Source organism: Stenotrophomonas sp. YJH_SMC_17 (assembly GCF_059371655.1).
Window position 1 is genome coordinate 98,759 of record NZ_JCAFUU010000010.1, and the last position, 24,536, is coordinate 123,294.

Sequence of the window (24,536 nt, forward strand, 5' to 3'; positions counted from 1 at the left end):
CCGTCGCAGTACGGCCCAGCGAGCCAGGACACCTTCCCGTGCCCATTCAAGGACGCTCGCATGTTCCGTAATCCTCTCTTCCGCTCGGCCGCCTTGGCCGTGGCCTTTACGCTCAGCCTCGGCGTGCCCTCCGCGTTCGCCGACAACGCACCCGCCGCCAGCGCCACCGCCGCTGTGCAGCGCAAGGCCGTGGCCAAGGGCCTGTACGAGCTGGCCTACAGCCCGAAGCAGAACGCCGTGTTCGTGGCCTCGTCCGGTGGCTTCGGCGATGACGCCGGCCCGGCCCAGGTGCTGCGCCTGGACCCGGCCACGCTGGCCGTGGAAACCCGCATTCCGCTGGAGCGCAAGGCCTTCGGCGTGGTGCTGGATGACGCCCACAACCGCCTGTACGTGGGCAACACCGTGGACCTGTCGGTGACCGTGGTCGACACCGCGCAGAACAAGGCCGTCGGCACCATCCAGCTGATGGAGAAGAAGACCGGCAAGGACGGCAAGGCTGCTTACACCCACGACCTGCGCGAGCTGGTGGTCGACAGCGCGGCCAACCGCCTGTACGTGACCGGCCACAGCAGCCAGCCGGACGTGAGCAGCGTGCTGTTCGTGATCGATACCACCACGCTGAAGGTGATCAACACCATCGACGGCCTGGGCAATGCCAAGGCGCCGGGCCTGGCGCTGGATGCGGCCAACAAGCGCATCTACACCAGCAACCTGCTGGCCGACCTGGTGGTGGTGGGCACGGATTCGAACAAGGTGGTGGCGCAGCACAGGATCGCCGCCGAGCAGCCGATGAACATCGCGCTGGACCCGGCCGGCAAGCGCCTGTTCGTGACCGACCAGGGCTCGGAATTCCTGCGTGGCTACCAGGCCAAGAGCAGCGGCCTGGTCAGCAAGCATCCGGGCCAGCGCGTGCTGGTGCTCGACCGCAGTACCGGCAAGGAACTGGCCAGCATCCCGACCGATGCTGGCCCGCTGGGCATCCTGCTGGATGCACCGCGCAAGCGCCTGTACGTGACCAACCGCGAAGCCGGTACGGTGACCGCGTACAACAGTGACAGCTACCAGAAGGTGGCGACCTACAAGGTGCCGACCCACCCGAACAGCCTGGCGCTGGATGCGAAGAACAACGTGTTGTTCGTGAGCATCAAGAACGGCGAGAAGGATGACAAGGGCGCTGACGAGAGCGTGGCGCGCATCCAGCTGTAAGGGCATCCGGCAGCATGAACAGGAAGGGCAGGGTGGTGCGTCCTGCCCTTCTTTGTGTGCGCCTGAGCGACGCAATTCGATGAACTGGAGGCCAACACCAATCACATCGTGGCAGGTGTGCGTGATGTAGATTGCCTGCAGATGCTCTGATCGAGGTACATGGATGACACTTCGTAGTCACCTGCTGAAGTCGGCCGCCGTGGCATGCGTGGCCCTGCTGGCGGCCTGCCAACCGACCGACGCACCTGCGCCACAGGCTCCCGGCGCCTCGCAGAAGGAGAACGTCGTGCCGATCGTCCGATCGTTCCCGCTGACAGCCATGCATGAACCGATGGTGGTCGATTTCGAACTGGCACCGCCCGGCCCGAATGCGGCCCCCACCTTGCTGATCGGCCTGCGTGTGAAAGGCACGGATGAAGAGCAGGCTGCGCAGGCTGCAGAACGCCTCGTGCGCGACGGGCTGTCGGCTGAGGTGCGGCTTGAGCGCATCGATGCGGCTGGCAACTCGCCGGTGCCGCTGACGCGCCGCCAGTTCAAGGGCTTCGAGCCCTCGGAAATGGTGGCAGTTGGCCCGGATGGGCGTGTGCCCGGCGTAGTACCCGACAGTGCTGATGACGCGTCGCTGGTGGCGGCCGGCCTGTCTGAGCCGGGCGGGCACTATCGCACCGTGACCTTCGCCTGGGCGGAGCAGGTGACGCCCGGGCGCTACCGCCTGCGCATCCAGCTGCTGTCACCGCCGGCCGGGTTGGAGGCTGTTCCATCTGAACTGCAGTTGGCTTACACACATCGCGCCAAGTAGGAGTACGTCATGGATGATCGCTACATCGTTTCCATTTATGTTGCCGCCCCCGGTACACCGCTTCGCGCGGGCGGCACGTCCATGGCCGGGCACGTGTATTACACGGTCTCTGATGGGAAAACGAGCCACAGCCTGGGGTTCGCGCCGGAAGAGCATGGCGCCCGCAGTGGTCCGGGCAAGGTGTATACGAACGATGCGGATCAGTATCAGAAGCCGTTCTACCGGCGCGACATGGAGATCTCCAGGGAGCAGTACGACAAACTGCTGACGTTCGGCAATGCACCTGCGAAGCACGGCTTCGAGATGAATTACAACGGTGCCAGCAACAGCTGCATCGACTTCACCTGGGGTGCGTTGAATCACGCGGGCCTGCATCCTCAAAACATCCTGGGCATGGAGCGGAAGGGCTTCGAGGGCCACCTCAAACCGTTGGACAACGTGGATGCGATACGCAGTATCCGCGCGCCCTTTCCGGACAGCGAGCTGAACAGGGAGGTGCGCAACCCGATGCCGGAGCGCACGTTGATGCAATACCTGATCAGCGAGCAGCAGCTTCCGCAGAAGGACCGCGAGTTGCTGGAGTCCATTCGCGGCAAGGTGGCAGCGCTGGACCAGCAGCATGGCCGCACCCCTGACGACGCAAGCGAACGCATGTCTGCGAGCCTGTTTGCGTTGGCCAAGGAAAACGGCATCGAGCGGGTGGACCATGTGGCGCTGAGCCAGCCCACTGCAGATGCTGATGCGGGGCAGCGGATCTTCCTTGTCGAGGGCGACCCGAACAATCCCGCGGCCACGCGGGTGTCGATGGACACCGCCATGGCGGCGCAGTCACCTGTCGAGCAGTCACTCGCGCGCGTGGAACAATTGGAGCAGGGGCAGCACGCGCAGGTGCGTGCGGCGGCGCTGGAGCCTCAGCAGACCGCGCAGGAACCGAGCGCCATGCGCATGGGCTGACGTACAGCCCAATCGCGGTGCGGAATTCGCGTGCAGGTACGCCGGATTGGCCGGATCGCCCTGCACCACCCGGATGTTCTGGCCCGCCGGGTGGTTCTTGGCGTGAAGAAGGCAGGGTGAAGACCCTGCCTTTTTCTTTGCCCGGTTGCAGTGCCCAACGCCGACCCGCTAGGGTTGAACCCCATGGCAGGGAGCCAAAGGATCTGAATCATGCTGGGTATCCACCGCTGGCTGCGTGCCGGCCTGATCTTCACGCTGGCGAGCGCACTCGGCGCCTGCAGCAGCCGCGTACCGGATGCGCCGGAGCCGCTGGATCTGGTCAAGCCGATCAACCTTGCCGAGTCCGGGCAAGCGGTGCGGTTCGAGTTCGAGACGAATGCCCGCAACTTCCAGCCGGGTCGCACGTATGCGCTGGAGCTGGAGTTGCAGCGCCAAGGGACGCGAAGGCCGGACGAGCCTGACGTGGGCACATCGAGGGTCCCGTTCGAGGTGACCCTGCAGCAGTGGGGCACTGATGCCTGGAAGGATGTTCCCACCTACGACAGCTATCAGGCCGGGGTGCTCAATGCAGGTGAACAGCTTCCGGAATGGCATGCATCCAGCCAATGGCGGTATACGTCGCCGCACATGGGCAGTGACGGCCAGTACACGCTGAGCCTGGTTGCTCTGCCACTGGAGCCTGATAACCGCTATCGCGTACAGGTCCGTACTGTGCAGGCCTCGCCGGAACTGCAGCATTACTCGGCTCAGGTGCGGTTACACGCAGCCCGGCCGCCAGGCAAGTAATCAACTTCACCGCTGGAAGGAACGAAGGAATCACCTTATGGACAAGCCGCGCTATACCGTAGAGATCGTTATTGCTGCACCTGGCACACCGCTGATCGACCCCAGGACGCACAAGCAGGCCGTCGACGCTGAGGGTGTTCCGCAGACGTCCGCCCCAGGACATATGTTCTACGTCCTGCATGCACCCGGCGTGCCTGCGAAGAGCTACGGATTTGCTCCCAAGGAGCACGGAAGCATGAATGGTCCTGGCGCCATCATGGAGGATGACGCAACGGTCTATAGAGACCCGCGCTACACCCGTACCCTCGAGATCAGCGAAGAGCAGTACAGGAAGCTCCAGCAGTTCGGCTCGGACCCGGAGAAATTCGGCTTCAGCAAGCACTATCAGGATGTTCGCCACAACTGCGTGGACTTCACCTGGGAGGCGCTGAATCACGCGGGCATCCAGCGGAAAAGCAGCATCGACGTGAACGCGTTGGGAGGTCCCGCCGGCCAGCTTCTTCCGGATGTTCGCATTCCTCTTGACATCAAGGGGGCAGGCAAGGATGCATTCCGACCGCTGCGCAACATCCACGGTGTGGACAGCATTGATCCGCCGTTTCCGGACAGCGAGCTCAACCAGAGGAAAACCAATCCCCTGCCGGAGCGCAGTCTCAAGCAACACATGCTGAGTGATGCTGAGAGCATGGGCGAACGAAGCGGTGATCGTCTGGCCTGGCACAGCAACGATCCGCTGCTCTCGCAGATCAACCAGGGCGTGGCCCGGCTCGATGCAGAGCGGGGCCGCGACTTCGATGCCACCAGCGAGAACATCAGTGCCAGCCTGTACGCGCTGGCCAAAGCCAATGGCCTGACCCAGGTTGACCATGTGCTGTTGAGCGATCGCACTGCGCAGGCCGATGTGGCGCAGAGCATCTTCATCGTCCAGGGTGAGCGCAACGACCCGGCACAGTTGCGGGCCAGCATGCCAACGGCGGTGGCCGCGCAGACACCGGCAGAAACCTCGTTCGAGCGCGCTGAGCAGCTGTCGCAGTCTGGGCAGGCGCGCACGCAGGATGAACTGCAGCAGCGCCAGGTGCAGGAGCAGTCCGGGCCGCGCATGGCCTAGGGCAGCAAGCGCACGGCGAGTCGACGTTCTCGCGGTGGGCCGCCGGTAACGCTGGAGGCGGCTCAGCCCAGGCGGTGTGCCGGGTTCTGCTGTTGTTCCTGCTCACGGACCTGCTGTTCGGGCAGCTGCCCCATGGACGGCTGCTGCGGGGCAATGCCCAGCTTCTGCATCGACTGCTCCACCGGCGTCTGCGCAGCCACTGCGGTCGGCATCATCGCCCGCAGGTGCGCCGGATTGGCCGGGTCGCCCTGTACCACGAAGATGTTGTGTCCCGCCGGCTGGTTGGCCGTGGCGTTGCTGACCAGCACGTGGTCGACCTGCTGCAGGCCCTGCTCGCGGGCGAGCACGGTCAGGCTGGCGGTCAGCCGCTCGCTGGTCTGGTCGAACGCACGGCCGTGCTGGGCATCCAGTGCGGCCACGCCTTGGCGGATCTGCTGGTTGAGGCCATAGTCGGGGTGGTTGGGGGTGATCTCTGCCATGGGGCGATCTGCAGCGGTAGGTCGTGATGGATCGGGTCAGTATAGAACCGGCCCGTGAACCACCGCATCGCGGCGATCAGTCCGCCGGCCGATGGTCGTAGCTGATCACCCGCTCGGCCAGCCAGCGCCCGTCTACGCGGTGCCAGACCTGGATGAAGCGCGCCTGGCCAGTCCAGTGCTCGACGCCCTTTGCATCACGCTCATGGAAGCGATGATCGCCGATCTCCAGGGCGCGATCGTCGTGCAGCGGAAACACCTGCAGCGAGCTTTCCACCAACTCGCGGCGCAGGTGGGTGCGGTTGGCGCGGGTGCTCTCGCACAGGGCAGCCACGCTGCGGCGGAAGTCGTCACGCTTGCTGGCGGACTTGCCCGCCTTGTCATGGAAGAACTCCATGTCTTCAGTGGTCATGGTCGCGGCCTTGTCGGCGTCGCAGTCGTCGAATGCGGCGGCGAACAGCTGCGCGTCGGCCTGACGGATCTGCTCGCGCAGGGCTTCGTTAGCGCCCGGCGTGGCGGCCAGGCCGGCAGCAAGCAGGGGCAGGGTGAGCAGCAGCATGGCAAGGCTCCAGGGCGGGATTCACGCAGGGTCGCACGGCGCTCCGGGGGCCGCAGCCGCGCTGCGACGAAACGGGTTTTCCAGGGGGTGAATGCCCGCATCCATGGATTGTCCGGGTGGCGTGCCCTGTGCAGGCGGTGTCATGGCGACCGGCGATTCCATCACGACCGCGATAGGGGTCGGCGCATATCCTGAAATCCTCCCCTTCCACAGGAGCTCCCATGCCTGCTTCCCGCGTCCGCCTGCACGTTGAAGACACCGGTGGCGATGGCCGCCCGGTCATTCTGATTCACGGTTGGCCGCTGTCCGCCGATGCCTGGAAGACGCAGGTGTCGATCCTGCGCGACGCCCAGCACCGGGTGATCAGCTACGACCGGCGCGGCTTCGGCCGCTCCGAAAAACCGGCCGAGGGCTATGACTACGACACGCTGGCGGCGGATCTGGCTGGGCTGATCGATGAACGTGACCTGCGCGACGTCACCCTGGTCGGCTTCTCGATGGGCGGTGGCGAGGTGGCGCGTTACGTGGCCAACCATGGCCAGGATCGCCTGCACAGCGTGGTGTTCGCGGCGGCGGTGCCGCCGTTCCTGCTACGCGGCGACGACAACCCGGAAGGCCCGCTGACCCAGGACAAGGCTGACGAAATGCGCAGTGGTCTGGAGAAGGATCGCGAGGCTTTCTTCGATGGCTTCACCCGCGATTTCTTCAGCGCCAATGGCCAGCTGATGGTGACCGAAGAGACGCGTCAGGCGGCGATCGCACTGTGCCATCAATCCGACCAGACGGCGGCGCTGGGTTGCATGCAGGCGTTTGCCACTACCGACTTCCGCGACGATCTGAAGAAGATCACGGTGCCAACCCTGATCCTGCACGGTGACAGCGACGCGATCGTGCCGTTCGAAGGTTCCGGGCAGCGAACACATCAGGCGATAGCGGGCAGCGAGGTGGTGATCCTGGAAGGCGCGCCGCATGGCTGCAATACGAGCCATGCCGACCACTTCAATCTGGCGCTGCTGAACTTCCTGAAGCGGTAAGCTGCATCCATGCGCCAGACCAAGACACCCCCGTGGAAGAAGCCCAACCCCAAGGGCCAGACCTCGCAGCCCTTGTCGCCTGCGCAGAAAGAGGCGGCGCGGCAGCGTGCGGAAGAGAATGGACGACGTTACCCGAATCTGGTGGACAACATGTGGGCGGCGAAGCTGCCGCGGGGGTCCTGATCTGTAGAGCCGAGCCATGCTCGGCTAGCGCGCATAGCGCGTGCTTTTTTCACGGAACAGCAGCCGAGCGTGGGCTCGGCTCTACAGGTTGGCCAGCGGCGTCCAACCGGGTTCCAGCAAGGGCGCGATCTTTTTCTGGCGGACGGTGATGGCCTCAACCGGCAGCCCCGCCAGGCGCGCAAGCTCTGCATGCAGCACATCGGCATCCACCCGCACGGCCGTAGCTACCTGCAGCCGATCCCCCTGATGCCTGACCTGTACCGGTAGCGTGGCGTGCGCTTCATGCTCGCCGCCGGTGCGACCGATCGGGTAGCGCATCCTTACCGGCCGCGACAGTTGCGCCAGTGCTGGCCGCCACGCCTGCAGCACGAGGGGCTGCCGGGCCGCCGGAACACGTACCTCAGCAATCGTGGCCGGGTAGCCGGTGAGGCTCTCGGCCATCACCTGGAAGCGCGCGCCATCCGGCATGACCAGCACGGCGGCAATCAACGCAGAGAACGAAACGAACACTGCGGCGAGGTTCCAGCTGCGCGGCGCGGTGGCCGGGCGCGTTGCGGTGCGCAGGCCCGGTCTGCGCCGCAGCTTGCGTGCGTAGATGCGCCGGTCCTTCCGGCGCGGGCTGCTGCTGTGCTCGGGCAGGTTCAAGGGAACGCGTGGAAGGCGCGCCGCGCGGGTCTTGATCAGGTGCGACAGCAGCATCCACGCGATCACGAACGCCAGCAGCGGGAGCAGCGTTCGCACCCACAGATACAGCGTGACCATCCACAACACCTCTACATACGCCCATCCATGCTCATCCACATCCTACCGGGACCACGCGACGGTTGTCGCATCCGACAGCCGACAAGCACAGGGAGCTTGGTTAGGATGGTCCTTTGTTGTCATGGATGAACCGATGGCCTCTGCTGCTACCCGCTTCTGCCGTATCTGTGGCCCGGGCCCGATCCTGCTGGTTCTGCAGGTCGTGGCATTGCTGGCGGTGGCGCTTGCCGCCGGCTTCTTCCACAGCCGCGTGGGGTTGCTGCTCGAGCCTGTGGATGAAGCCTGTGGTGGCCCTGACGCTGCCGCACGCATGCAGGTGGCAGAGCAGCTGATGGCACGGTCCACCGCATTGGCGCCGTGGCAACCGTTGCAGTGGGTTCCGATGGCCGGTGTGGTGCTGGCGCTGCTGGGTGCGATGTCGATCAGCATCTACCGGCTGGGTCGCTTGCCGGAACGGTTGCGATGGACCAACTGGGGCTTGATGGCACTGCATGCCGTGATCTTGCTGCTGGCTACCCGCGTCCTGCATCTGTATGACATGGCGTGGACCAGCGTGGCCACGCTTTCGCCGGCAGCGTGTCTGGTGGAGCTGGGTGAGCAGGGGCGGTTGCCGCTGGCCCAGGCGCAACAGGTGGTGTTCGAGATTCTTACCCGCGCGCATGCACCGTTGCTGCGCAATCCTGATGATCTGGCCTTGGTGCTGGCCGCACTGCTGTTGATGGCGATGGCGGCGGGATTCATGCTGTGGCGGGCGATCGTGCGCGAACGTCAGGTCCAGTCGCCCAGCCCCTGAGAGGTGTGTGACCAACCACGCGCCCGCAATCGCGCTACAGTCTGCGCTTCGCTCCTGCAAGGATGTGCTGATGCATTGGTTGCTGCGTGCTGTGCCATTGCTGCTGTGTTCGTTGGCGGTACACGCCGCTGAAGTCGATCGCCGGATTGCGGTGACCATCGACGACCTGCCCTGGGCGCGGGTGGACGAGATCGTTCCGCCGGATCTTCAGTCGCGGCACGAAGCGCTGATGGCGCAGCTGCATCAGGCAGACGTGCCGGTGGTCGGCTTCGTCAACGAGAACAAGCTTGAGATCGAAGGGCAGGTGCAGCCGGCGCGGGTGAAGATGTTGCGCGACTGGCTGGACGCCGGCCATGTGCTGGGCAACCACACCTACTCGCACATGGACCTGAACGCCAAGGGCGTGCCTGCGTTCCAGCAGGATTTCCTTCGTGGTGAGGCGGTGCTGCGGCCGTTGCTGGCCGAGCGCGGGCTGAAACCGCAGTGGATGCGTCACCCCTATCTGCGTGCCGGGCGCACGCCGGAAGAACGCGCGGAGATGGACGTGTTCTTCAAGCAGCATGGCTACCGCGTGGCACCGGTGACGGTCGACAACGGCGAGTGGGTGTGGGCGTTCGCCTATGCCAACGTAATGAACGAGCAGCCGGATTCCCTGGCGCGCGAGGCGACGCTGGCACAGCTGCGCAAGGGCTATGTGCCGTACATGCTGAACAAGCTCGACTACTACGAGAAGCAGTCGCAGGCGCTGCTGGGCTATGCGCTGCCGCAGGTGTGGCTGATGCATGCCAACGAACTCAACGCGGCCACCTTCGCCGAACTGGTAGCCGCGACGAAGCGCCGCGGCTATCGCTTCATCTCGCTGGACGAGGCGATGCGCGATCCGGCCTATGCACGCGGGGCCGAAGGCTACAGTGGCCGCTACGGCCCGAGCTGGCTGCACCGCTGGGCGATGGCGGAGAAAAAACCGAAGGACTTCTACGCCGGTGACCCGGAAGTGCCAAGGTGGGTGATGAAGCTGGCCAAGGTAGATTCGGAGTGAGGCTCAGCGCTTGACGGCCAGCACGCCGTCAAGCGCCAGCTCGGCCTTGAACCCGGCCTTTTCCAGGCGTTTGGCTACTTCACGCGGCACGTCGCGGCCGCTGGTCAGCTTGTTCGGCGCACCGGTGTAATGAAACAGACGCCCGCCCTTGCGGATGACGCGGGCAAGGTGGTCGTAGAACACCTGTGAGTACAGCTCGCCGGCGATGCCGAAGCGCGGGGGGTCGTGCAGGATCGCGTCGACGCTGTTGCTGGCCACCTGTTCGATCTGCTGCGAGACATCGCCGTGGCTGAACTGCAGGCGGCCACCGGCCGCGGCTGAGTCCGGATCCGGCGACCATGGGTTGAGCGTGCGCAGCCACATCACGTCGGCGTTTTTCTCGAACGAGCGGATCTGGCCGACACCGGCCTCCAGCGCACAGGCGGCAAAGTAGCCCAGGCCGCCGCAGGTATCGAGGATGACCTTGCCGGCCGGAGCGACCAGCTCGACCTTGCGGCGCGCATCCTCGAACGGTGACAGCTTGGAGGTCGGCAGCATCTTGATGCCGTCGATCTCGAAGGTGGGCGCACCCCATTCGGTCGGTACCAGCTTGATCAGCGAACCGCTGTAGCGCGAAATCGACGCGAACTCGTCGCCATCCCAGTAGTAAAGCGTGCGGTCCTTCAGCTTGCCCGGCCACGGGTAGTGCTGGCCACGGAAGTGGAAGCCGTCGCCATCCAGCGCCACGCTGTCCTGGCTGCGGCCAAGGTCGAGCGAGCCCTGCCAGTCGGCCGCGCCCTTGTCATGGGCACGGCGCAGGGTATCGGCGCTGTCGCGGGTCAGCAGGGGGCCGGTGTAATGGGGCACGGCGGGTACCGGGGCGGTTCGGGGGAGGGCATGGTACCGCAGCTTTTACCGGGGTCCCGGGGTGGCTGCTGCTGTAGATCCACGCCATGCGTGGATGAAGACGGCAGGAGCCGAGCGTGGGCTCGGCGTTACAGCTGGCTTGTGCAGCTGTAGCCGTGTGTAGCTCCTTCTCCTGAAATCATGTTGACGCCACGCGAGGGCTGCATGCCCTGCAGCGCGCACGACCGACGATGGACGTCCTGGGTTTCCGGTGGCTGCCGATCAAAGTCGTAGCGCAGGCGGCCGTCTTCCTGCAGCAGCCAATGCACGGTAACGCGCTCGTGGCGACCATCACCGAGATCCCAGTCCAGGGTGCGCATGATCAGGGTCTGGCCATCGGGCAGCTGCCGGACTTCGTCATAGGCACCCTGGGTCTTCGGCGCGCTTACCGCAAGCAGCAGAAGCAGCAGCATTGGCATCGCTCCTCAAAGAAGACAGGATGCGCCCATAGTGCCCTGAGTCGCCATCAGAATCATTGCGTCTTACGGGCACTTCACCGCATACACCGGCCCAGCACCGATCAGCATCAGCGCCATGTAGTCACTATCACTGGCCTTGCCCTTCAATGTCGCGTCCTTGTTGAAGTGGAAGATGCCGAAGCCGCCGGCGATACGGATCAGCGCGCTGTCGATCTGCTCGGCGTCATCGCGGAAGTAGCGGCTGATCTCGCTGCGGGTGGCCTTGTGCAGGGCATTCGGCTCGCGCTGCCACTGGTCGCCGCGGCTGAAGGAGACGAAGTACTGGCCGCCTTCCCTGTCGATGCGGAAGTCGGCCTGCTTGCGCGCGCTGGTGGCGAAACAGCCCTGCAGCGGATCAGCGGAGAACGGAAGCCCGGCGTCGCCACCGCAGGCGGTGAGCAGCAGGAGGGCACCGGGCAGCAGCAGGCGGAGCGTGCGCATGGGATGTCCCGACGGGGCAGGTGCGGCTAGTGTAGGCAGCATGCGGGCACGGCCCGTACAGAAATTCGGCAAGAACACAGGGGTTTTCGGATGGCGCAGGGTAAGGCACCGTGGTGCGGCGTGGCCAGTTGGCTGGGGATCGCTGTGGGTTGGGGCGCCGGTACATTGGCGGCGCAGGCGGCGGTGGCCGCAGGCGGCAATGGCATGGCCGCCGGACTAGGCGTGGGCGTGCTGGGTGCGGCACTGGTGGGTGGCGGTCTGGCGGTGGCGTCGCGCGTGCGCGGCGAGCGCTGGCCGTGGATCGGCATCGGTGGTGCGGTGCTGAGTGCGCTGCCGCTGCTGATGTACCTGTTGCGGATGATGCTGAAGCTCTGATTGTAGAGCCGAGCCCGTGCCCGGCTGATGGCCTGCGACAGCCGAGCATGGCTCGGCGCTACAAGGGCAACGGCAAGCCGAGCATGGGCTCGGCTCTACAGATTCGACCGCAGTCGCGCAGGATCAGCTGCGGTGTATCTCCAACGTCACGTGCACCAGTTCTTCGTGGATCGCCAGCGCTTGGCGCACGGTATCGGCATCCAGACTGGCGTCGCTGGTGACCAGGCTGGCGCTGACCGCGTACTTGCCGCGCCCCACCTGCCAGACGTGCAGGTCGGCCAAGCGTGCCGGCCACGGGCCCTGTTCGATCACCTCGCGTACTTCGGCCACCACCGGCGCATCCATCTGCGCATCGAGCAGGATGCGGCCGCTGTCGCGCAGCAGGCCCACTGCCCACACGGTGACCAGTACCGCGCCGACCAGGCCCATTACCGGGTCCAGCCAGGTCAGGCCCAGCAGCTTGCCGCCGAGCAGGGCAACGATGGCCAGCACCGAAGTGGCGGCGTCGGCCAGCACGTGCACGTAGGCCGAGCGCAGGTTGAGGTCGTGACCGTGCGCACGGCCGTGATCGTGGTGTTCGTGGTCATGCCCGTGATGATGGCCATGGTCATGCCCGTGGTGGTGATGCGCGTGGCCCGGGCTGTCGTGCAGCCACCAGGCGCACAGCAGGTTCACCGCCAGGCCGACCACGGCGATGGCAATGGCTTCGTTGTAGTGGATCGGCGCCGGTACCCACAGCCGCTCCAGTGACTGCACGGCCATCAGCGCGGCGACGCCGAGCAGGGCGATGGCGCTGGTGTAGCCGGCCAGGATCTCGATCTTCCAGGTGCCGAAGGCGAAGCGCGGGTCGTGCGCGTAGCGGCGCGCGCAGCGGTAGGCGAACACCGACAGGCCCAGTGCCAACGCGTGCGAGCTCATGTGCCAGCCGTCGGCGAGCACGGCCATGGAGTTGAACCACCAGCCGCCAATGATCTCCACCAGCATCATGCCGACGGTGAGCCACATGGCGCGGCGGGTATTGCGTTCGGCCAGCGGGTTGCCGTCGTCGAAGCGGTGTTCGTGGCGGCGCGCGGCGGCGAGGGCGTCCAGATGCATGGGGAGACCAGAGGGTGGAAAGGATACCCCCATAGGGTATATGATCCAGTCATGGCCCATGTACACAAGCATCGAAAGCAGCTGCTGACCCGGGTACGCCGTATCGGCGGCCAGGTGGCGGCGTTGGAACAGGCGCTGGACACGCCCGAGGGCGAGGCGGGCGACTGCGCGGACGTGCTGGTGCAGGTCGCCGCGGTGCGCGGTGCCGCACACAGCCTGCTGATGGAGCTGCTGCACGAGCACCTGCAGGAGCACGTGGTGGGCGCCGAAGACCCGCAGCAGCGGGCCGCCGAAGCCGAAGTGCTGGTGGAGCTGCTGCGCCGCTACGGCAAATAGGCCGTGGGGTGTAGAGTCGATTGTTAGTCGACTGCTCTTTGCCCAGGCGGCATGAAATCCCGCGCTTCGCGCGATAGTCGACTAACAGTCGACTCTACCCCGCGTGCCGCGTGCCGCGTGCCGCGTGTCGGTGCCGTGCGTTCCAGGTGGCAGCCAGCAGCAGGCTGCCGGTAACGGTCATCGGCGTTTCCCAGTCATGCGAGGGCAGCGCCAGCGCGCCGGCCAGCAACAGCCCCAGACCGGCACCGGCGGTGGCCCAGGCCAGCACGGGCAGCGGATGACGGCGCTCGGCCCGCCACAGCGCATAGCCGGTCAGCGGCAGGGCGATGGCCACGAACAGCAGGTGCACCCATTCCGCTTCGGCCCACGCGCCGAACAGCGGCAACGCGGCGGCGAGCAGGGGCAGTGCCAGGCAGTGCAGCAGGCACAGGCTGGACAGGGCGACCGCGCCGGCATCGAGCAGGGCGGCAGAAGGCGACTTCATCGGGGGAGGTTCCTTGCGCAACTATTGTTATACAGTAACATTTCCGTTCCGCAGCCAACCCGCTCCGACATGAACACTGTTTCCCGCGCCGACCGCCGCCTTCCGGTCACCGTGCTGTCCGGCTTCCTCGGGGCCGGCAAGACCACCCTGCTCAACCAGATCCTGCGCAACCGCGAGGGCCTGCGCGTGGCGGTCATCGTCAACGACATGAGCGAGGTCAACATCGACGCGCAGCTGGTGCGCGAAGGCGGTGCCGAACTGCGCCGCACCGAAGAGACGCTGGTGGAGTTCAGCAACGGCTGCATCTGCTGCACGCTGCGCGATGACCTGCTGCAGGAAGTGCGGCGCCTGGCCGATGCGGGCCGCTATGACTATCTGCTGATCGAATCGACGGGCATCGGCGAGCCGATGCCCGTGGCGGCCACCTTCGCGGTGCGCGACGAGCACGGCTTCAGCCTGAGTGACATCGCGCGGCTGGACACGATGGTGACAGTGGTCGACGGCAGCGCGTTCCTTGCCGACTTCGGCTCGACGTCGCGACTGGCCGAGCGCGGCCAGCAGGCCGGCCCGGAGGACGATCGCGGCGTGGTTGACCTGCTGTGCGAGCAGGTGGAGTTTGCCGACGTGATCGTGGTCAGCAAGGTGGACCAGGTGGATGACGAAGTGCTGCAGGACACGCTGGCGGTACTGCGTGGGCTGAACCGAGACGCGAAGCTGCTGCTGTCCAGCTTCGGCGATGTGCCACTGGCTGAACTGCTGGATACCGGTCGCTTCGACATGGAGCGTGCACAACGTGCGCCGGGCTGGGTGAAGGAATTGCGCGGGGAGCACACACCGGAAACCGAGGAGTACGGCATCGGTAGCTTCGTCTACCGCTCGCGACGCCCGTTCCACCCCGCGCGATTCGCCCGCGCGCTGCAGTCGGGGATGCCCGGCGTGATCCGCAGCAAGGGCTGGTTCTGGTTGGCCAACCGCATGGACTGGGTGGGCGAACTGAACACCGTGGGTGCAGCGACGCGCACGCAGGCGGCAGGCTTCTGGTACGCCGCGCGCGATCGCGTGCGTGCGGGCATCGAAGACACCACGCCGCTGTTGCCGCCGACGCCGCTGCCGTACAGCGATCTTGGCTGGGCACGCCAGCAGGCCGACTGCTGGAGCGCACCGTTGCCGGGCCTGGAGGAATTCCCGGATTCGGCCGCGCACGCGGCGATGCAGCGGTTATGGCATCCCTTGTGGGGCGACCGCCGCCAGGAGCTGGTGGTGATTGGCGTGCACATGGATGAGCGCGCGGTGCGTGCGGAGCTGGACGCCTGCCTGCTCAACGACCAGGAACTGCGCGCGGGGCCGTTGCTGTGGCAGCAGATGCCGCAGGCATTCCCGGTGTGGAAGCGTTGAGCTGACGGCTCCTGTAGAGCCACGCCATGCGTGGATGGCGGTTCAACCGGTCTTTGCCCGCCTTGTAGAGCCGAGCGCACGCTCGGCTGGCGGATCATTCCATCCATGCAGGGCGTGGATCTACTGCAGCTGCAGCCGAGCGTGGGCTCGGCTCTACACAGGCGAATCCATGCACGGCGTGGATCTACAGCGCGTCGCGCCACTGCCAGGCATCGGCGGCGACCTGCAGCACCTGCGTCGGTCGCAACGCCTGCAGCAGATGCCGGTCATGGCTGACCATCATCAGTGCCCCCGGCCACGCAGCAAGCAGCTCTTCCAACGCCTGCAACGCGCTCAGATCCAGCGCATTACCGGGTTCGTCCAGCAGCAACAGCTGGGGTGCGGGATCGGCATACAGCACGCTGGCCAGCGCCCCCTTCACCCGCTCGCCATCACTGAGGCTGCCGGCTGCCCGCTGGATACGCTGTGCGTCCAGCCCGAGCAGGGCCAGCCGCGTGCGCAGTTCGCCCACATCGGCGCCTGGGTTCGCCGCCTGCACCGTCTCCAGGATGCTGCGCCCGCCGGACAATCCCAACAGCTGCTGGTCCAGCAGTGCCAATGGCGCATGCCGTTGCACGGTGCCACTGCGTGCAGGCAGCTGCCCTGCCAGCACACGCAGCAGGGTGGATTTTCCAGTACCGTTGTCACCGATCACAGCGATGCGCTGCCCGCGGCGGATCTCCAGCTGCAAGGGAGCGACGCAGCCGTACGGCAGCACCAGCGACTCTGCCTGCAGCAGGCGTGAACTGCCGCGTTCGCCTTGACTGGCAAACAGTGCCAGTTCCGGCGCAGCGTGAACCGCTGATGCCGCTGCGCGCAGCTGGTCGGCGCTGACCTGCAGGCGCTCGGCCTGGACCTGCTGAGCACGGCCATGGCTGGCCTCGGCGCGCTGCTTCTGCCGGCCCAGCAGGATCGGCGCCTGGTTGGCCTGCTTTGCATCGCGGTTGCCGCGTGCCTGGCGTTGCTGCTGCCGTTCGTGCTGCTCACGCGCGCTGCGCTGCTGCTGGCGGTGCTGGGCGCGCGCGTGGTCAAGCTGGGCGGCGGCAGCTTCGCGTTCGGCGGCACGCGCATCGGCGTAGTGCTGCCACGGCCCGCCATAGCGGTGCAGTCCGCGCGCGTCCAGTTCGACGATCTGCTGCATGTGCCCAAGCAGTTCGCGATCGTGGCTGATCGCCAGCAGGCCGCCACGCCATTGCTGCAGCTGTTCGTACAGCTGTTGGCGATGGCGTGCATCGAGGTGGTTGCTGGGTTCGTCCAGAATCAGCCAATCGGCACCGCTGGCCCAGGCACCGGACAGCGCCACCTGCATCGCTTGGCCACCGCTGAGGCGTGCGGCGGGCTGGGCGGGATCGAGATCGTCCGGCAGCCGCAATGCCTGCCATCGCTCCTGCAGGCGTTCGCGCAGATCCCAGCGGTCGCCGACGCGGGCGAAGTCGGCTTCGTCCACGCTGCCCGCTTCAATGCGCGCCAGTGCAGCCAGTTCCTCGCCCACGCCGGCGAGCTCCCCCACGGTGCCGGACGGTGGATAGCCGGGCGTGGGCAACAGGAATAAGCGGCCGCTGCCGCGCACCTGGCCGCTGTCGGGCAACAGCCGGCCCGCCAGCAGGCGTGCCAGCACGCTCTTGCCGGCACCATTGGCACCGACCAGGCCGGTGGCAACCGGATCGAAGGAAAACGACAGATCGGAAAACAGCGGGCGGCCGTCGGCCAGCCGATACGACACGCGATCGAGCGTGAGGGAATGTGTGGTCATGCGACCTCCATGGATGCCGGGTTCTCCCCTGCGCGCAGGGGCGGGAAGAGTCAGGCCGTCTGTTGGGAAGACGGCGGCATCAATGACGCATTGGTCGCGAGCCTCTGGGAGGAATGAGCGGCCAGTATAGCGGCAGTGGCTGAATGGTCAGGTGTGCGGCCGCCGGGCATGGCCGGGCGCTACCGATGGTCGGGCGGTCCTGTAGAGCCGAGCCGATGCTTGGCTTCCTTTCGCCGCGAGACGCATCCACGCATGGCGTGGATCTACGGCACGGTACCCAGGCGGGCGCCGACGAAGTCGATGAACACCCGCAGCTTCGGCAGTACGTGTCGGCCCGACGGCCACAGCAGATGGAAGGTGCCGCAGGAATGCACATGCTCGTCCAGCACCGTGACCAGACGGCCGTCGGCCAGCGCATCGCGCACCGAGTGCACCGGCACGAAGGCCAGGCCGATATCGCGCAGTGTGAGCGCTACCCGCGCCTCGATGGTGTTGGCCACCATGTGCACCGGAAGCTCCTGCGGCATTTCATCGTCGGGCCAGTGGATCGGCCACGGTTCCAGCTTGCCGGTGGTGGGGAAGCGATAGTGCAGCAGCGTGTGCTGCATCAAGCCTGCCGGCGTGCGCGGAACGCCGCAGCGCTGCAGGTAGCCCGGCGAGCCAACGACACGCCGCGGGAATACCCCCAGCCGGCGTGCGTTCATCCGCGAGTCGCTGGGTTCGCCAACGCGCAGCACCGCATCGAAACCTTCCTCGATGACATCGACCAGGCGGTCGCTGAAGTCCAGGTCCAGGCGGATATCCGGATACGCCGCCATGAATTCGGCCATCAACGGCAGGGTGAGGTCGCCCACCAGCGGCAGGCTGATGCGCAGCGTGCCCTTGGGTGAGGCGTGCGGCTGTGCCAGCTCGGTGCGGGCAGCGTCGCGCTCGTCGAGGATGCGCCGGCAGCGTGCCAGGAACAGCTGGCCCTCGGCGGTGAGGGTGATGCTGCGCGTGCTGCGATGGAACAGGCGCACGCCCAGCGCGTGCTCCAGCCGCGCCACGCACTTGCCCGCTGCCGAGGCGGAAATGCCCTGCAGGCGCCCGGTCTCGACGAAGCTGCGGGTGTCGGCGGCGTGCACGAAGGTCTGCAGGTTGGCGAGGTTGTCCAGGACTGACATGGGCGTGCGGGCAATGAAAGCGGCAGGGTAGGCCGGCGCGGCTGTAGCGGGCGGCCCCGCCATCGCAACACTGTGGTGCGGGGTTGCGTGGACACCGTTGCGGCCTTGCGGTTCCGGCCATCATGCCGATTGCGGAGTACACGGTCCATGATGCCCGGAGCGGCAACCGGCTTTTTGCGCGGACGCCCGCTGCCTAACGTGGCGGCCTCTCCCCCACGGATCACCGCGATGAATGCCGCTCCTTCCTTCGAACCTGCGCCGGCACTGCCTTCGGTGCAGCGGCTGCTGCAGCAGGTCCACCCGCAGCGCCTGGTCGGTGCGGTGGTGCTGGTGCGCGAGCACGGCGTGCTGCGCCATGCCGGGGCCACGGGCCTGGCGGATCGCGAGTCGGCCACGCCGATGCAGCGCGACCAGCTGTTCCGGCTGGCCTCGGTGAGCAAGCCGTTGCTGAGCACGGTGATCCTGCGCCTGGTGGCCGAGGGCGTGCTCGACCTGGATGCACCGGTGCAGCGCTGGCTGCCGGACTTCCGCCCGGCGCTGGCCGATGGCAGCACGCCGCCCATCAGCCTGCGCCAGCTGCTCAGCCACAGCAGCGGGTTGGGCTACCGCTTCCTCGAAGCCGATGCGGATGGCCCCTATGCGCGCGCAGGTGTCAGCGACGGCATGGATGCCAACCCGTTGACGCTGGCCGAGAACGTGCGCCGCATCGCGCAGGCGCCACTGCTGTTCGCACCGGGCCGCCAGTGGATGTATTCGCTGGGCGTGGATGTGGCCGGCGCCGTGGCCGAAGCGGCAACCGGGGAAACGCTGCAGGCCTTGTTCGCCCGCTTGCTGGCTGCGCCCCTGGGCCTGCGCGATACCGCCTTCGCCACCCACGATGCGGCACGGCTGGCCACGCCCTATGTCACCGACACCCCGCAGTCGCACCGCCTGCGCGAAGGCGAGGTGGTCGCCCCGTTCGAGGGCACGGTAGGCATCGAGTACAGCCTCGCCCGCGCGACCGACGCCAGCCGGTTTCCTTCGGCTGGCGCGGGCCTGGTGGGTACCGCCGATGAGGTGATGCGGGTGCTGGAGGCGTTGCGCGACGGGCAGCGCTCCGGCGTGTTGCCGCCCCGGCTGGTGGCGGAGATGGCGACCCCGCAGGTGGGCGAGCAGGGGCCGCCGGAACCGCCGGGCTGGAGCTTCGGCCTTGGCTTTTCGGTGCTGCGCGATGCGGCCGCCAGCGGTACGCCGCAGAACGCAGGTACATGGCGATGGGGCGGTGCCTACGGCCACAGCTGGTTCGTCGACCCTGCGCGCGGCCTGAGCGTGGTGGCGCTGACCAACACGCTGTACGAAGGCATGGACGGTGCCTTTGTCGATGAACTGCGCGATGCGGTGTATGCCGATCTAGGGACGGCACGATGAGCGGCCATGCCATCGATGCGGCCGGCCCGGCCGGTGAAGCCACGCGTCTGCCATGGGCCGGCCTGCTGGCACTGGCCGGCGGCGGCTTCATCACCCTGCTGACCGAGACCTTGCCGGCCGGTGTATTGCGGCCGATGGGCGACAGCCTGGGCGTGAGCGATGCGGCGGTGGGGCAGCTGGTGAGCGTGTACGCACTCGGCTCGGTGATGGCCGCATTGCCGATGACCGCGCTGACCCAGCGCCTGCCACGACGCCCGCTGTTGCTGGCAGCCATTGCCGGCTTCGTGGTGGTCAACACACTGACCGCGTTGAGCAGCAGCTACCCACTGATCCTGGCCGCGCGTTTCCTGGCGGGGGTGAGCGGCGGGCTGCTGTGGTCGCTGGTTGCCGGCTATGCCGCACGCATGGTGGTGCCCTCGCTGCAGGGCCGGGCGATTGCGGTGGCGATGGTCGGATCGCCGTTGGCGCTGTCGCTCGGCGTACCGGCGGGCACGTTGCTGGGGCAGCAGATCGGCTGGCGCTGGGCGTTCGCCTTGATGAGCGTGCTGGGCGTGGGGCTGCTGGCCTACGCGCGATGGGCGCTGCCAGCCTTGCCCGCCGCCGGTGCCGGCCAGCGCACATCGCTGGGCGCCGTCTGGCGCATACCCGGCGTGCGCAGTGCACTGCTGGTGATGGTGCTGTACGTGCTCGCGCACAACGTGCTCTACACCTACATCGAACCGCTGGCAGTGGACGCCGGGGCGAGCCCGTGGCTGGATCGCCTGCTGCTGGCTTTCGGCCTGGCCGCGATTGCCGGCATCGGTATTGCCGGCTGGGGTGTGGACCGCCACCTGCGCACGCTGGTGTGGGCGGCAGTGATCGGTTTCATCCTGCCGGTGCTGGCGCTGCTGTTGTGGCCGGGCGACGCGACCGCGCTGCTGCTGGCGACGATCCTGTGGGGCGTGGCCTTCGGCGCGGTACCGACGCTGTTCCAGACCGCACTCGCCCGGCGTGCCGGTGCCGCCGCGGACCTGGCGCAATCGATGCTGGTGACTGGCTGGAACCTGGCCATTGCTGCGGGAGGTGTGGCGGGTGGTGTGCTGCTGCAGGCCGGTGGGCCCACCCGGTTGGGGTGGTTGCCGTTGCTGCTGCTGGCGATGACCGCTGCATGGTTGCTGGTACGGCCGAAGGCCTGGGCGTAGGCCGTGATCATCCATGATGTGGTGCCGGCCAGCGGCCGGCACCACCGGGGTCCACGCCATCCACGCATGGTGTCGATCTACCGGGCGCAGCGACCCGCGTTTGCTTTCGCCTTTTTTCGTTGATTCCGTGGTGGCACGTCGCGGGATCTGTCAGAGGCCGGGACGGTCGGGGGCGCGGGGGTGTCCGCGGCATGGATGCCGCGGCCAAGCCCCCAAGGACGGGTTCACGGCGTCCCCCGCGCCCCCGACCGTCCCGGCCAAACCCGGTATCGCCATTCGCGACCCACCACGAGGGGCTCCGCCGTTCGCCGTCCTACTCCACTCCCTCACGCTCGATCGGCACGCTACGCGGGTTCTGCATGTCCTCCCGCGCCGCGCCGTAGCGCTGCTGCCGCTTGTGGTGGAAGGCCACGAACTCATCCCGCGGCAGCGGCCGCGAGAACAGCCAGCCCTGCCCGAACTCCACGTGCCGGCTGTGCAGGTAGGCCAGCTGTGCTTCGGTCTCCACGCCCTCGGCCACCACCCACAGCCCCAGTTCCTTGGCCATGTCGATGATGTGCGGCGTCACCGGGCTGGTCGCACTCTCGGTGCCGATCGCATCGATGAACGACTTGTCGATCTTCAACGCATCCAGCGGCAGCTGCTCCAGGTACTGCAGGCTGGAGAAGCCCACGCCGAAATCATCGATGGCCACGCTGTGGCCGGCGCGACGGGCCTGCGCCAGCATGGTGCGGGCGCGGTCCAGGTCGAGGAAACCGCGCTCGGTGGCCTCCATCCAGATCTGTTGCGGCAGGATGCCGCTGCCGGCCATGTGCTTGGAGATCATCTTCAATGCACGACCGCTGCTGATGTCCTCGGCGGCAAGATTGATCGCGATGTGCGCGCTCCGGTCGGCCACCAGCAGCTCGCGCATGTCGCGCACCACGTTCTCGATCACCAGGTCGGTAACGTCGGCGATCATTCCGGCTTCCTCGGCCAATGGAATGAACAGGTCCGGACGCACCTGGGTGCCATCCGGGCGCTGCCAGCGGATCAACGCCTCGGCGCCGACGCAGATGCCGGTATCCAGCTCGATGATCGGCTGGTAGTGCAGGTACAGCTCGCGGCGCCGGATCGCGGTGGCCAGTTCGCCGCGCAGCGACAGGCGGCGACGTGACAGCCAGATCACCAGGCCGGCACCAGCGGCGGCCAGCAGCACGCCCAGTGGTACGAACAGCCACGCCTGCTGGCGGAACGTGGCCGCCAGCGCGGTACGTGGTGTGGTTGCGATCGCCAGCCATTCCTCGTTGCGCGCGGTCGCATACAGCGTGTTCTGGTCAAGGCCCTCACCGGGGTTGCGCAGCATGGCCATCAGCAACGCTGTGTCCATGCCTTCCTGCTTGGCCAGCAGGCGCCCATCCGGGCTGGCCAGGGCCAGGCGCACGTGCGGATCGACGATGACATCGACAAAGCGGCGCGGATCCATCAGCACGTCGTAGCTGCCATAGAGGATCGCCAGCATCTGCCGCCTGCCGCTGGCTTCCGGGCGCACGTCCACCGCGATTCCCGCGCCATCACTGGTGACGTGGTCGGGCTTGGGCTGGTTGACGTCCGAATGGAACGCCCCCCACGAGGTGCAGCGCAGCTTGCCGTCTTCGAAATAGCCCATCTGGTCGGCCGCCGGCGTGGTCATCACCAGCGTCTGCATGCGCCGGATATGCTCGGGCGAACACGGTTGTGCCACGCTGGCCTGCGCCGACTGCATGGCGTGCAGTGCTTCGTGGTAGGACAGGTCCGATCGACGAAGGGTGCGCATGGCGATGTCGCGCAGCCGTTCCTGTTCCACGCTGACGGCACGGTCCCAGGTGGCGTAGGCCATGACGGCGATCGGTACCGCAGCGGCCAGCAGGGCCAGCGCGGTACCGCCGATGATGACGCGCAGGCGGCTCATGGCCGGGGCTCCGGCAGGGCGGGCAGGGCAGGGCGCATGGTCGGGCCGGTCCGTGGGCAGGTGCGGCTATCTGAGCATGGCGCCGGGCCGGGCGGAATGGGCACGACCCGGTATTTCGTCACATTGTGATGAAAGCGGCCAAGTTTGACGGAATCAGCCCACCCGGCGCTGGCGCTTCGGCGCACGGAGGACTACCGTCGAACGCTTCGCCCACCCCTTCCCGCGCCCATGACCGAGCCCGCCACGCCCCCCGAGCACCTGCGCCGCAGCCTGTCCAACCGCCACCTGCAACTGATCGCCATCGGCGGTGCCATCGGCACCGGCCTGTTCATGGGCTCGGGCAAGACCATCAGCCTGGCCGGCCCGTCCATTGTCTTCGTCTACCTGATCATCGGCGCGATGCTGTTCTTCGTGATGCGCGCGATGGGCGAGCTGCTGCTGTCCAACCTGAACTACAAGTCCTTCATCGATTTCTCCACCGACCTGCTCGGCCCATGGGCCGGGTTCTTCTGTGGATGGACGTACTGGTTCTGCTGGATCGTCACCGCCATCGCCGACGTGATCGCGATTGCCGCCTATGCGCAGTTCTGGTTCCCGGGGCTTGAGGCCTGGAAGCCGGCGCTGGCGTGCGTGTTGCTGCTGCTGTCGTTGAACCTGGTGACGGTGAAGCTGTTCGGCGAAATGGAATTCTGGTTTGCGCTGATCAAGATCGTGGCGATCTGCGCGCTGATCATCACCGGTGCCGGGCTGGTGGCCTGGGGCTTCACCTCGCCCAGTGGCCACACCGCGGCACTGTCGAACCTGTGGAATGACGGTGGCATGTTCCCGATGGGGCTGGTCGGCTTCTTCGCCGGCTTCCAGATTGCAGTGTTCGCCTTCGTCGGCATCGAGCTGGTCGGCACCACCGCCGCCGAAACCGCCGACCCCGAGCGCAACCTGCCCAAGGCGATCAATTCGATTCCGGCGCGCATCATCATCTTCTACGTGCTGGCGCTGATCGCGATCATGGCGGTCACGCCGTGGCGCCAGGTGGTACCGGACAAGAGCCCGTTCGTGCAGTTGTTCGTTCTGGCCGGCATTCCGGCCGCGGCCAGCCTGATCAACTTCGTGGTGCTGACCTCTGCCACGTCCTCGGCCAACAGCGGCATCTTCTCCACCAGCCGCATGCTGTACGGCCTGGCCGAAGAGGGCCACGCCCCGCGCGGGTTGTCGCGGTTGTCACGCGCGGCGGTGCCGGCCCGCGGCCTGCTGTTCTCCTGCCTGTGCCTGCTGGGCGGCACGTTGCTGATCTACCTGATCCCGAACCTGGTGACGGCGTTCACCCTGGTGACCACGCTGGCCACCGTGCTCTTCATTTTCGTCTGGTCGCTGATCCTGGTGGCCTACATGGTCTACCGCCGCCGCTATCCGGAGCGCCACGCCGCCTCGATCTTCAAGATGCCCGGTGGCGTCGCCATGTGCTGGGCCTGCCTGGTGTTCTTCGCCGGCGTACTGGTGCTGCTGAGCCTGCAGGGCGACACCCGCCAGGCGTTGATGGCCAGCCCAGCGTGGTTCGTGCTGCTGGGCGTGGGGTATTGGGTGCGGCGCAGGGCGGCGAAATGACCGGGAATGCGGGGATTCTGTACTGCCGAAAATCGGAAACGACGGAGATCGGAACGCCGGAACGCCGGAACGCCGGAACGTCGGAACGTCGGAAATCGGTAGAGTCGACTGTTAGTCGACTGCTCTCCCATGGGCCACCGGAAAACCTCGCCCTGCGCGCGATAGTCGACTAACTGTGTAAACCCACCACGTTGTTCAGCGGGATTCTGGAAATAGGCGGTTGGCTGCCGATCCCCATGTGGGGTCGGTGCCAGTTGTAGTGGTGCAGCCATTCAGGCAGTACGGCGTCGCGC

At 66.7% G+C, this 24,536-nt stretch carries 27 protein-coding genes; 15 read left to right on the plus strand and 12 right to left on the minus strand.

The window, feature by feature from the left end; all coding sequences use genetic code 11:
* The first annotated feature begins 60 nt into the window (after positions 1-60).
* The 5 genes from AC5P8Z_RS18920 (at position 61) to AC5P8Z_RS18940 (ending at position 4,853) form a co-directional block, all read left to right on the plus strand.
* A complete protein-coding gene (locus AC5P8Z_RS18920) occupies positions 61-1,206 on the plus strand; it encodes a YncE family protein (RefSeq protein ID WP_495229751.1) in 1,146 nt (381 codons plus the stop codon).
* Positions 1,207-1,492: 286 nt separating this feature from the next.
* Positions 1,493-2,005, plus strand: a complete 513-nt coding sequence (locus AC5P8Z_RS18925; RefSeq protein WP_286070770.1) for a hypothetical protein — start codon at positions 1,493-1,495, stop codon at positions 2,003-2,005.
* 9 nt (positions 2,006-2,014) lie between these two features.
* Positions 2,015-2,959 (plus strand): XVIPCD domain-containing protein, encoded by a 945-nt coding sequence (locus AC5P8Z_RS18930; RefSeq protein WP_495229752.1) that lies wholly within the window; start codon positions 2,015-2,017, stop codon positions 2,957-2,959.
* 210 nt (positions 2,960-3,169) lie between these two features.
* Positions 3,170-3,745, plus strand: coding sequence for a hypothetical protein (locus AC5P8Z_RS18935; protein ID WP_286070772.1), 576 nt, complete (start codon positions 3,170-3,172; stop codon positions 3,743-3,745).
* Positions 3,746-3,782: 37 nt separating this feature from the next.
* Positions 3,783-4,853: an XVIPCD domain-containing protein gene (locus AC5P8Z_RS18940; protein ID WP_286070773.1), complete on the plus strand. Its 1,071-nt coding sequence runs from the start codon at positions 3,783-3,785 to the stop codon at positions 4,851-4,853.
* 62 nt (positions 4,854-4,915) lie between these two features.
* Here AC5P8Z_RS18940 and AC5P8Z_RS18945 read toward each other — a convergent pair whose 3' ends face one another.
* Both AC5P8Z_RS18945 and AC5P8Z_RS18950 read right to left on the minus strand, forming a co-directional pair.
* Entirely contained in the window at positions 4,916-5,332 is a 417-nt protein-coding gene (locus AC5P8Z_RS18945; protein WP_286070774.1) for an XVIPCD domain-containing protein, read from the minus strand.
* Between the two features lie 76 nt (positions 5,333-5,408).
* Positions 5,409-5,888, minus strand: coding sequence for a DUF4440 domain-containing protein (locus AC5P8Z_RS18950; RefSeq protein WP_495229753.1), 480 nt, complete (start codon positions 5,886-5,888; stop codon positions 5,409-5,411).
* 221 nt (positions 5,889-6,109) lie between these two features.
* Between AC5P8Z_RS18950 and AC5P8Z_RS18955 the strand changes: the two genes are divergently transcribed.
* Positions 6,110-6,922 (plus strand): alpha/beta fold hydrolase, encoded by an 813-nt coding sequence (locus AC5P8Z_RS18955; RefSeq protein WP_495229754.1) that lies wholly within the window; start codon positions 6,110-6,112, stop codon positions 6,920-6,922.
* 9 nt (positions 6,923-6,931) lie between these two features.
* On the plus strand, positions 6,932-7,105 hold the full coding sequence (locus AC5P8Z_RS18960; protein WP_005412082.1) for a hypothetical protein: 174 nt from the start codon (positions 6,932-6,934) through the stop codon (positions 7,103-7,105).
* A gap of 81 nt (positions 7,106-7,186) precedes the next feature.
* On the opposite strand, the gene AC5P8Z_RS18965 is transcribed toward AC5P8Z_RS18960, so the two are convergent.
* Positions 7,187-7,867, minus strand: a complete 681-nt coding sequence (locus AC5P8Z_RS18965; RefSeq protein WP_495229755.1) for a hypothetical protein — start codon at positions 7,865-7,867, stop codon at positions 7,187-7,189.
* A gap of 133 nt (positions 7,868-8,000) precedes the next feature.
* Here AC5P8Z_RS18965 and AC5P8Z_RS18970 point away from each other — a divergent pair, with 133 nt between their 5' ends.
* Both AC5P8Z_RS18970 and AC5P8Z_RS18975 read left to right on the plus strand, forming a co-directional pair.
* Positions 8,001-8,660 (plus strand): hypothetical protein, encoded by a 660-nt coding sequence (locus tag AC5P8Z_RS18970; protein ID WP_295568396.1) that lies wholly within the window; start codon positions 8,001-8,003, stop codon positions 8,658-8,660.
* 70 nt (positions 8,661-8,730) lie between these two features.
* On the plus strand, positions 8,731-9,699 hold the full coding sequence (locus AC5P8Z_RS18975) for a polysaccharide deacetylase family protein (protein ID WP_495229756.1): 969 nt from the start codon (positions 8,731-8,733) through the stop codon (positions 9,697-9,699).
* 3 nt (positions 9,700-9,702) lie between these two features.
* Here the strand turns inward: AC5P8Z_RS18975 and AC5P8Z_RS18980 are convergent, their stop codons facing one another.
* From AC5P8Z_RS18980 to AC5P8Z_RS18990, 3 genes are all read right to left on the minus strand, one after another.
* The gene (locus tag AC5P8Z_RS18980; protein ID WP_495229757.1) at positions 9,703-10,545 is read right to left on the minus strand and encodes a class I SAM-dependent methyltransferase; all 843 of its coding nucleotides are present in this window, start codon (positions 10,543-10,545) and stop codon (positions 9,703-9,705) included.
* Between the two features lie 128 nt (positions 10,546-10,673).
* A complete protein-coding gene (locus AC5P8Z_RS18985) occupies positions 10,674-10,997 on the minus strand; it encodes a hypothetical protein (RefSeq protein ID WP_286070781.1) in 324 nt (107 codons plus the stop codon).
* A gap of 69 nt (positions 10,998-11,066) precedes the next feature.
* The gene (locus tag AC5P8Z_RS18990; protein WP_495229758.1) at positions 11,067-11,483 is read right to left on the minus strand and encodes a hypothetical protein; all 417 of its coding nucleotides are present in this window, start codon (positions 11,481-11,483) and stop codon (positions 11,067-11,069) included.
* Between the two features lie 90 nt (positions 11,484-11,573).
* Between AC5P8Z_RS18990 and AC5P8Z_RS18995 the strand changes: the two genes are divergently transcribed.
* Positions 11,574-11,858: a hypothetical protein gene (locus AC5P8Z_RS18995; protein WP_049454421.1), complete on the plus strand. Its 285-nt coding sequence runs from the start codon at positions 11,574-11,576 to the stop codon at positions 11,856-11,858.
* 123 nt (positions 11,859-11,981) lie between these two features.
* Here the strand turns inward: AC5P8Z_RS18995 and dmeF are convergent, their stop codons facing one another.
* A complete protein-coding gene (gene dmeF, locus AC5P8Z_RS19000; protein WP_295568387.1) occupies positions 11,982-12,953 on the minus strand; it encodes a CDF family Co(II)/Ni(II) efflux transporter DmeF in 972 nt (323 codons plus the stop codon).
* Between the two features lie 51 nt (positions 12,954-13,004).
* Between dmeF and AC5P8Z_RS19005 the strand changes: the two genes are divergently transcribed.
* Positions 13,005-13,289 (plus strand): metal-sensing transcriptional repressor, encoded by a 285-nt coding sequence (locus tag AC5P8Z_RS19005; protein WP_110710900.1) that lies wholly within the window; start codon positions 13,005-13,007, stop codon positions 13,287-13,289.
* Between the two features lie 94 nt (positions 13,290-13,383).
* On the opposite strand, the gene AC5P8Z_RS19010 is transcribed toward AC5P8Z_RS19005, so the two are convergent.
* Positions 13,384-13,773 (minus strand): MerC family mercury resistance protein, encoded by a 390-nt coding sequence (locus AC5P8Z_RS19010; RefSeq protein WP_495229759.1) that lies wholly within the window; start codon positions 13,771-13,773, stop codon positions 13,384-13,386.
* A gap of 69 nt (positions 13,774-13,842) precedes the next feature.
* Between AC5P8Z_RS19010 and AC5P8Z_RS19015 the strand changes: the two genes are divergently transcribed.
* Positions 13,843-15,168, plus strand: a complete 1,326-nt coding sequence (locus AC5P8Z_RS19015; RefSeq protein ID WP_495229760.1) for a GTP-binding protein — start codon at positions 13,843-13,845, stop codon at positions 15,166-15,168.
* A 184-nt stretch (positions 15,169-15,352) separates the two neighbouring features.
* Here the strand turns inward: AC5P8Z_RS19015 and AC5P8Z_RS19020 are convergent, their stop codons facing one another.
* Positions 15,353-16,960, minus strand: coding sequence for an ATP-binding cassette domain-containing protein (locus AC5P8Z_RS19020; protein WP_495229761.1), 1,608 nt, complete (start codon positions 16,958-16,960; stop codon positions 15,353-15,355).
* Between the two features lie 263 nt (positions 16,961-17,223).
* Entirely contained in the window at positions 17,224-18,123 is a 900-nt protein-coding gene (locus AC5P8Z_RS19025) for a LysR family transcriptional regulator (protein WP_495229762.1), read from the minus strand.
* A gap of 228 nt (positions 18,124-18,351) precedes the next feature.
* On the opposite strand from AC5P8Z_RS19025, the gene AC5P8Z_RS19030 reads away from it, so the two are divergent.
* The gene (locus tag AC5P8Z_RS19030) at positions 18,352-19,530 is read left to right on the plus strand and encodes a serine hydrolase domain-containing protein (RefSeq protein ID WP_495229763.1); all 1,179 of its coding nucleotides are present in this window, start codon (positions 18,352-18,354) and stop codon (positions 19,528-19,530) included.
* Entirely contained in the window at positions 19,527-20,711 is a 1,185-nt protein-coding gene (locus AC5P8Z_RS19035; protein WP_495229764.1) for an MFS transporter, read from the plus strand. Before AC5P8Z_RS19030 ends, AC5P8Z_RS19035 begins: the two co-directional genes overlap by 4 nt.
* A gap of 313 nt (positions 20,712-21,024) precedes the next feature.
* Here AC5P8Z_RS19035 and AC5P8Z_RS19040 read toward each other — a convergent pair whose 3' ends face one another.
* Positions 21,025-22,641 carry an EAL domain-containing protein gene (locus AC5P8Z_RS19040; protein ID WP_495229765.1) on the minus strand — a complete coding sequence of 539 codons (1,617 nt, stop codon included), beginning with the start codon at positions 22,639-22,641 and terminating at the stop codon, positions 21,025-21,027.
* Between the two features lie 228 nt (positions 22,642-22,869).
* Here AC5P8Z_RS19040 and cycA point away from each other — a divergent pair, with 228 nt between their 5' ends.
* Entirely contained in the window at positions 22,870-24,243 is a 1,374-nt protein-coding gene (gene cycA, locus AC5P8Z_RS19045) for a D-serine/D-alanine/glycine transporter (protein ID WP_295568369.1), read from the plus strand.
* 169 nt (positions 24,244-24,412) lie between these two features.
* Here cycA and AC5P8Z_RS19050 read toward each other — a convergent pair.
* The coding region (locus AC5P8Z_RS19050; RefSeq protein ID WP_495229766.1) for an integrase core domain-containing protein at positions 24,413-24,536 on the minus strand (124 nt) is incomplete at its 5' end.

Coding starts and splice junctions, on each gene's coding strand:
- AC5P8Z_RS18920 (WP_495229751.1), top strand. CDS start 61: ATGTTCCGTAATCCTCTCTTCCGCTCGGCCGCCTTGGCCGTGGCCTTT.
- cycA (WP_295568369.1), top strand. CDS start 22,870: ATGACCGAGCCCGCCACGCCCCCCGAGCACCTGCGCCGCAGCCTGTCC.
- AC5P8Z_RS19015 (WP_495229760.1), top strand. CDS start 13,843: ATGAACACTGTTTCCCGCGCCGACCGCCGCCTTCCGGTCACCGTGCTG.
- AC5P8Z_RS19005 (WP_110710900.1), top strand. CDS start 13,005: ATGGCCCATGTACACAAGCATCGAAAGCAGCTGCTGACCCGGGTACGC.
- AC5P8Z_RS18945 (WP_286070774.1), bottom strand. CDS start 5,332: ATGGCAGAGATCACCCCCAACCACCCCGACTATGGCCTCAACCAGCAG.
- AC5P8Z_RS19035 (WP_495229764.1), top strand. CDS start 19,527: ATGAGCGGCCATGCCATCGATGCGGCCGGCCCGGCCGGTGAAGCCACG.
- AC5P8Z_RS19020 (WP_495229761.1), bottom strand. CDS start 16,960: ATGACCACACATTCCCTCACGCTCGATCGCGTGTCGTATCGGCTGGCC.
- AC5P8Z_RS19040 (WP_495229765.1), bottom strand. CDS start 22,641: ATGAGCCGCCTGCGCGTCATCATCGGCGGTACCGCGCTGGCCCTGCTG.
- AC5P8Z_RS18935 (WP_286070772.1), top strand. CDS start 3,170: ATGCTGGGTATCCACCGCTGGCTGCGTGCCGGCCTGATCTTCACGCTG.
- AC5P8Z_RS18970 (WP_295568396.1), top strand. CDS start 8,001: ATGGCCTCTGCTGCTACCCGCTTCTGCCGTATCTGTGGCCCGGGCCCG.
- AC5P8Z_RS18995 (WP_049454421.1), top strand. CDS start 11,574: ATGGCGCAGGGTAAGGCACCGTGGTGCGGCGTGGCCAGTTGGCTGGGG.
- AC5P8Z_RS18990 (WP_495229758.1), bottom strand. CDS start 11,483: ATGCGCACGCTCCGCCTGCTGCTGCCCGGTGCCCTCCTGCTGCTCACC.
- AC5P8Z_RS18960 (WP_005412082.1), top strand. CDS start 6,932: ATGCGCCAGACCAAGACACCCCCGTGGAAGAAGCCCAACCCCAAGGGC.
- AC5P8Z_RS19030 (WP_495229763.1), top strand. CDS start 18,352: ATGAATGCCGCTCCTTCCTTCGAACCTGCGCCGGCACTGCCTTCGGTG.
- AC5P8Z_RS18985 (WP_286070781.1), bottom strand. CDS start 10,997: ATGCTGCTGCTTCTGCTGCTTGCGGTAAGCGCGCCGAAGACCCAGGGT.
- AC5P8Z_RS19025 (WP_495229762.1), bottom strand. CDS start 18,123: ATGTCAGTCCTGGACAACCTCGCCAACCTGCAGACCTTCGTGCACGCC.
- dmeF (WP_295568387.1), bottom strand. CDS start 12,953: ATGCATCTGGACGCCCTCGCCGCCGCGCGCCGCCACGAACACCGCTTC.
- AC5P8Z_RS18965 (WP_495229755.1), bottom strand. CDS start 7,867: ATGGTCACGCTGTATCTGTGGGTGCGAACGCTGCTCCCGCTGCTGGCG.
- AC5P8Z_RS18955 (WP_495229754.1), top strand. CDS start 6,110: ATGCCTGCTTCCCGCGTCCGCCTGCACGTTGAAGACACCGGTGGCGAT.
- AC5P8Z_RS18950 (WP_495229753.1), bottom strand. CDS start 5,888: ATGCTGCTGCTCACCCTGCCCCTGCTTGCTGCCGGCCTGGCCGCCACG.
- AC5P8Z_RS18975 (WP_495229756.1), top strand. CDS start 8,731: ATGCATTGGTTGCTGCGTGCTGTGCCATTGCTGCTGTGTTCGTTGGCG.
- AC5P8Z_RS18940 (WP_286070773.1), top strand. CDS start 3,783: ATGGACAAGCCGCGCTATACCGTAGAGATCGTTATTGCTGCACCTGGC.
- AC5P8Z_RS18930 (WP_495229752.1), top strand. CDS start 2,015: ATGGATGATCGCTACATCGTTTCCATTTATGTTGCCGCCCCCGGTACA.
- AC5P8Z_RS19010 (WP_495229759.1), bottom strand. CDS start 13,773: ATGAAGTCGCCTTCTGCCGCCCTGCTCGATGCCGGCGCGGTCGCCCTG.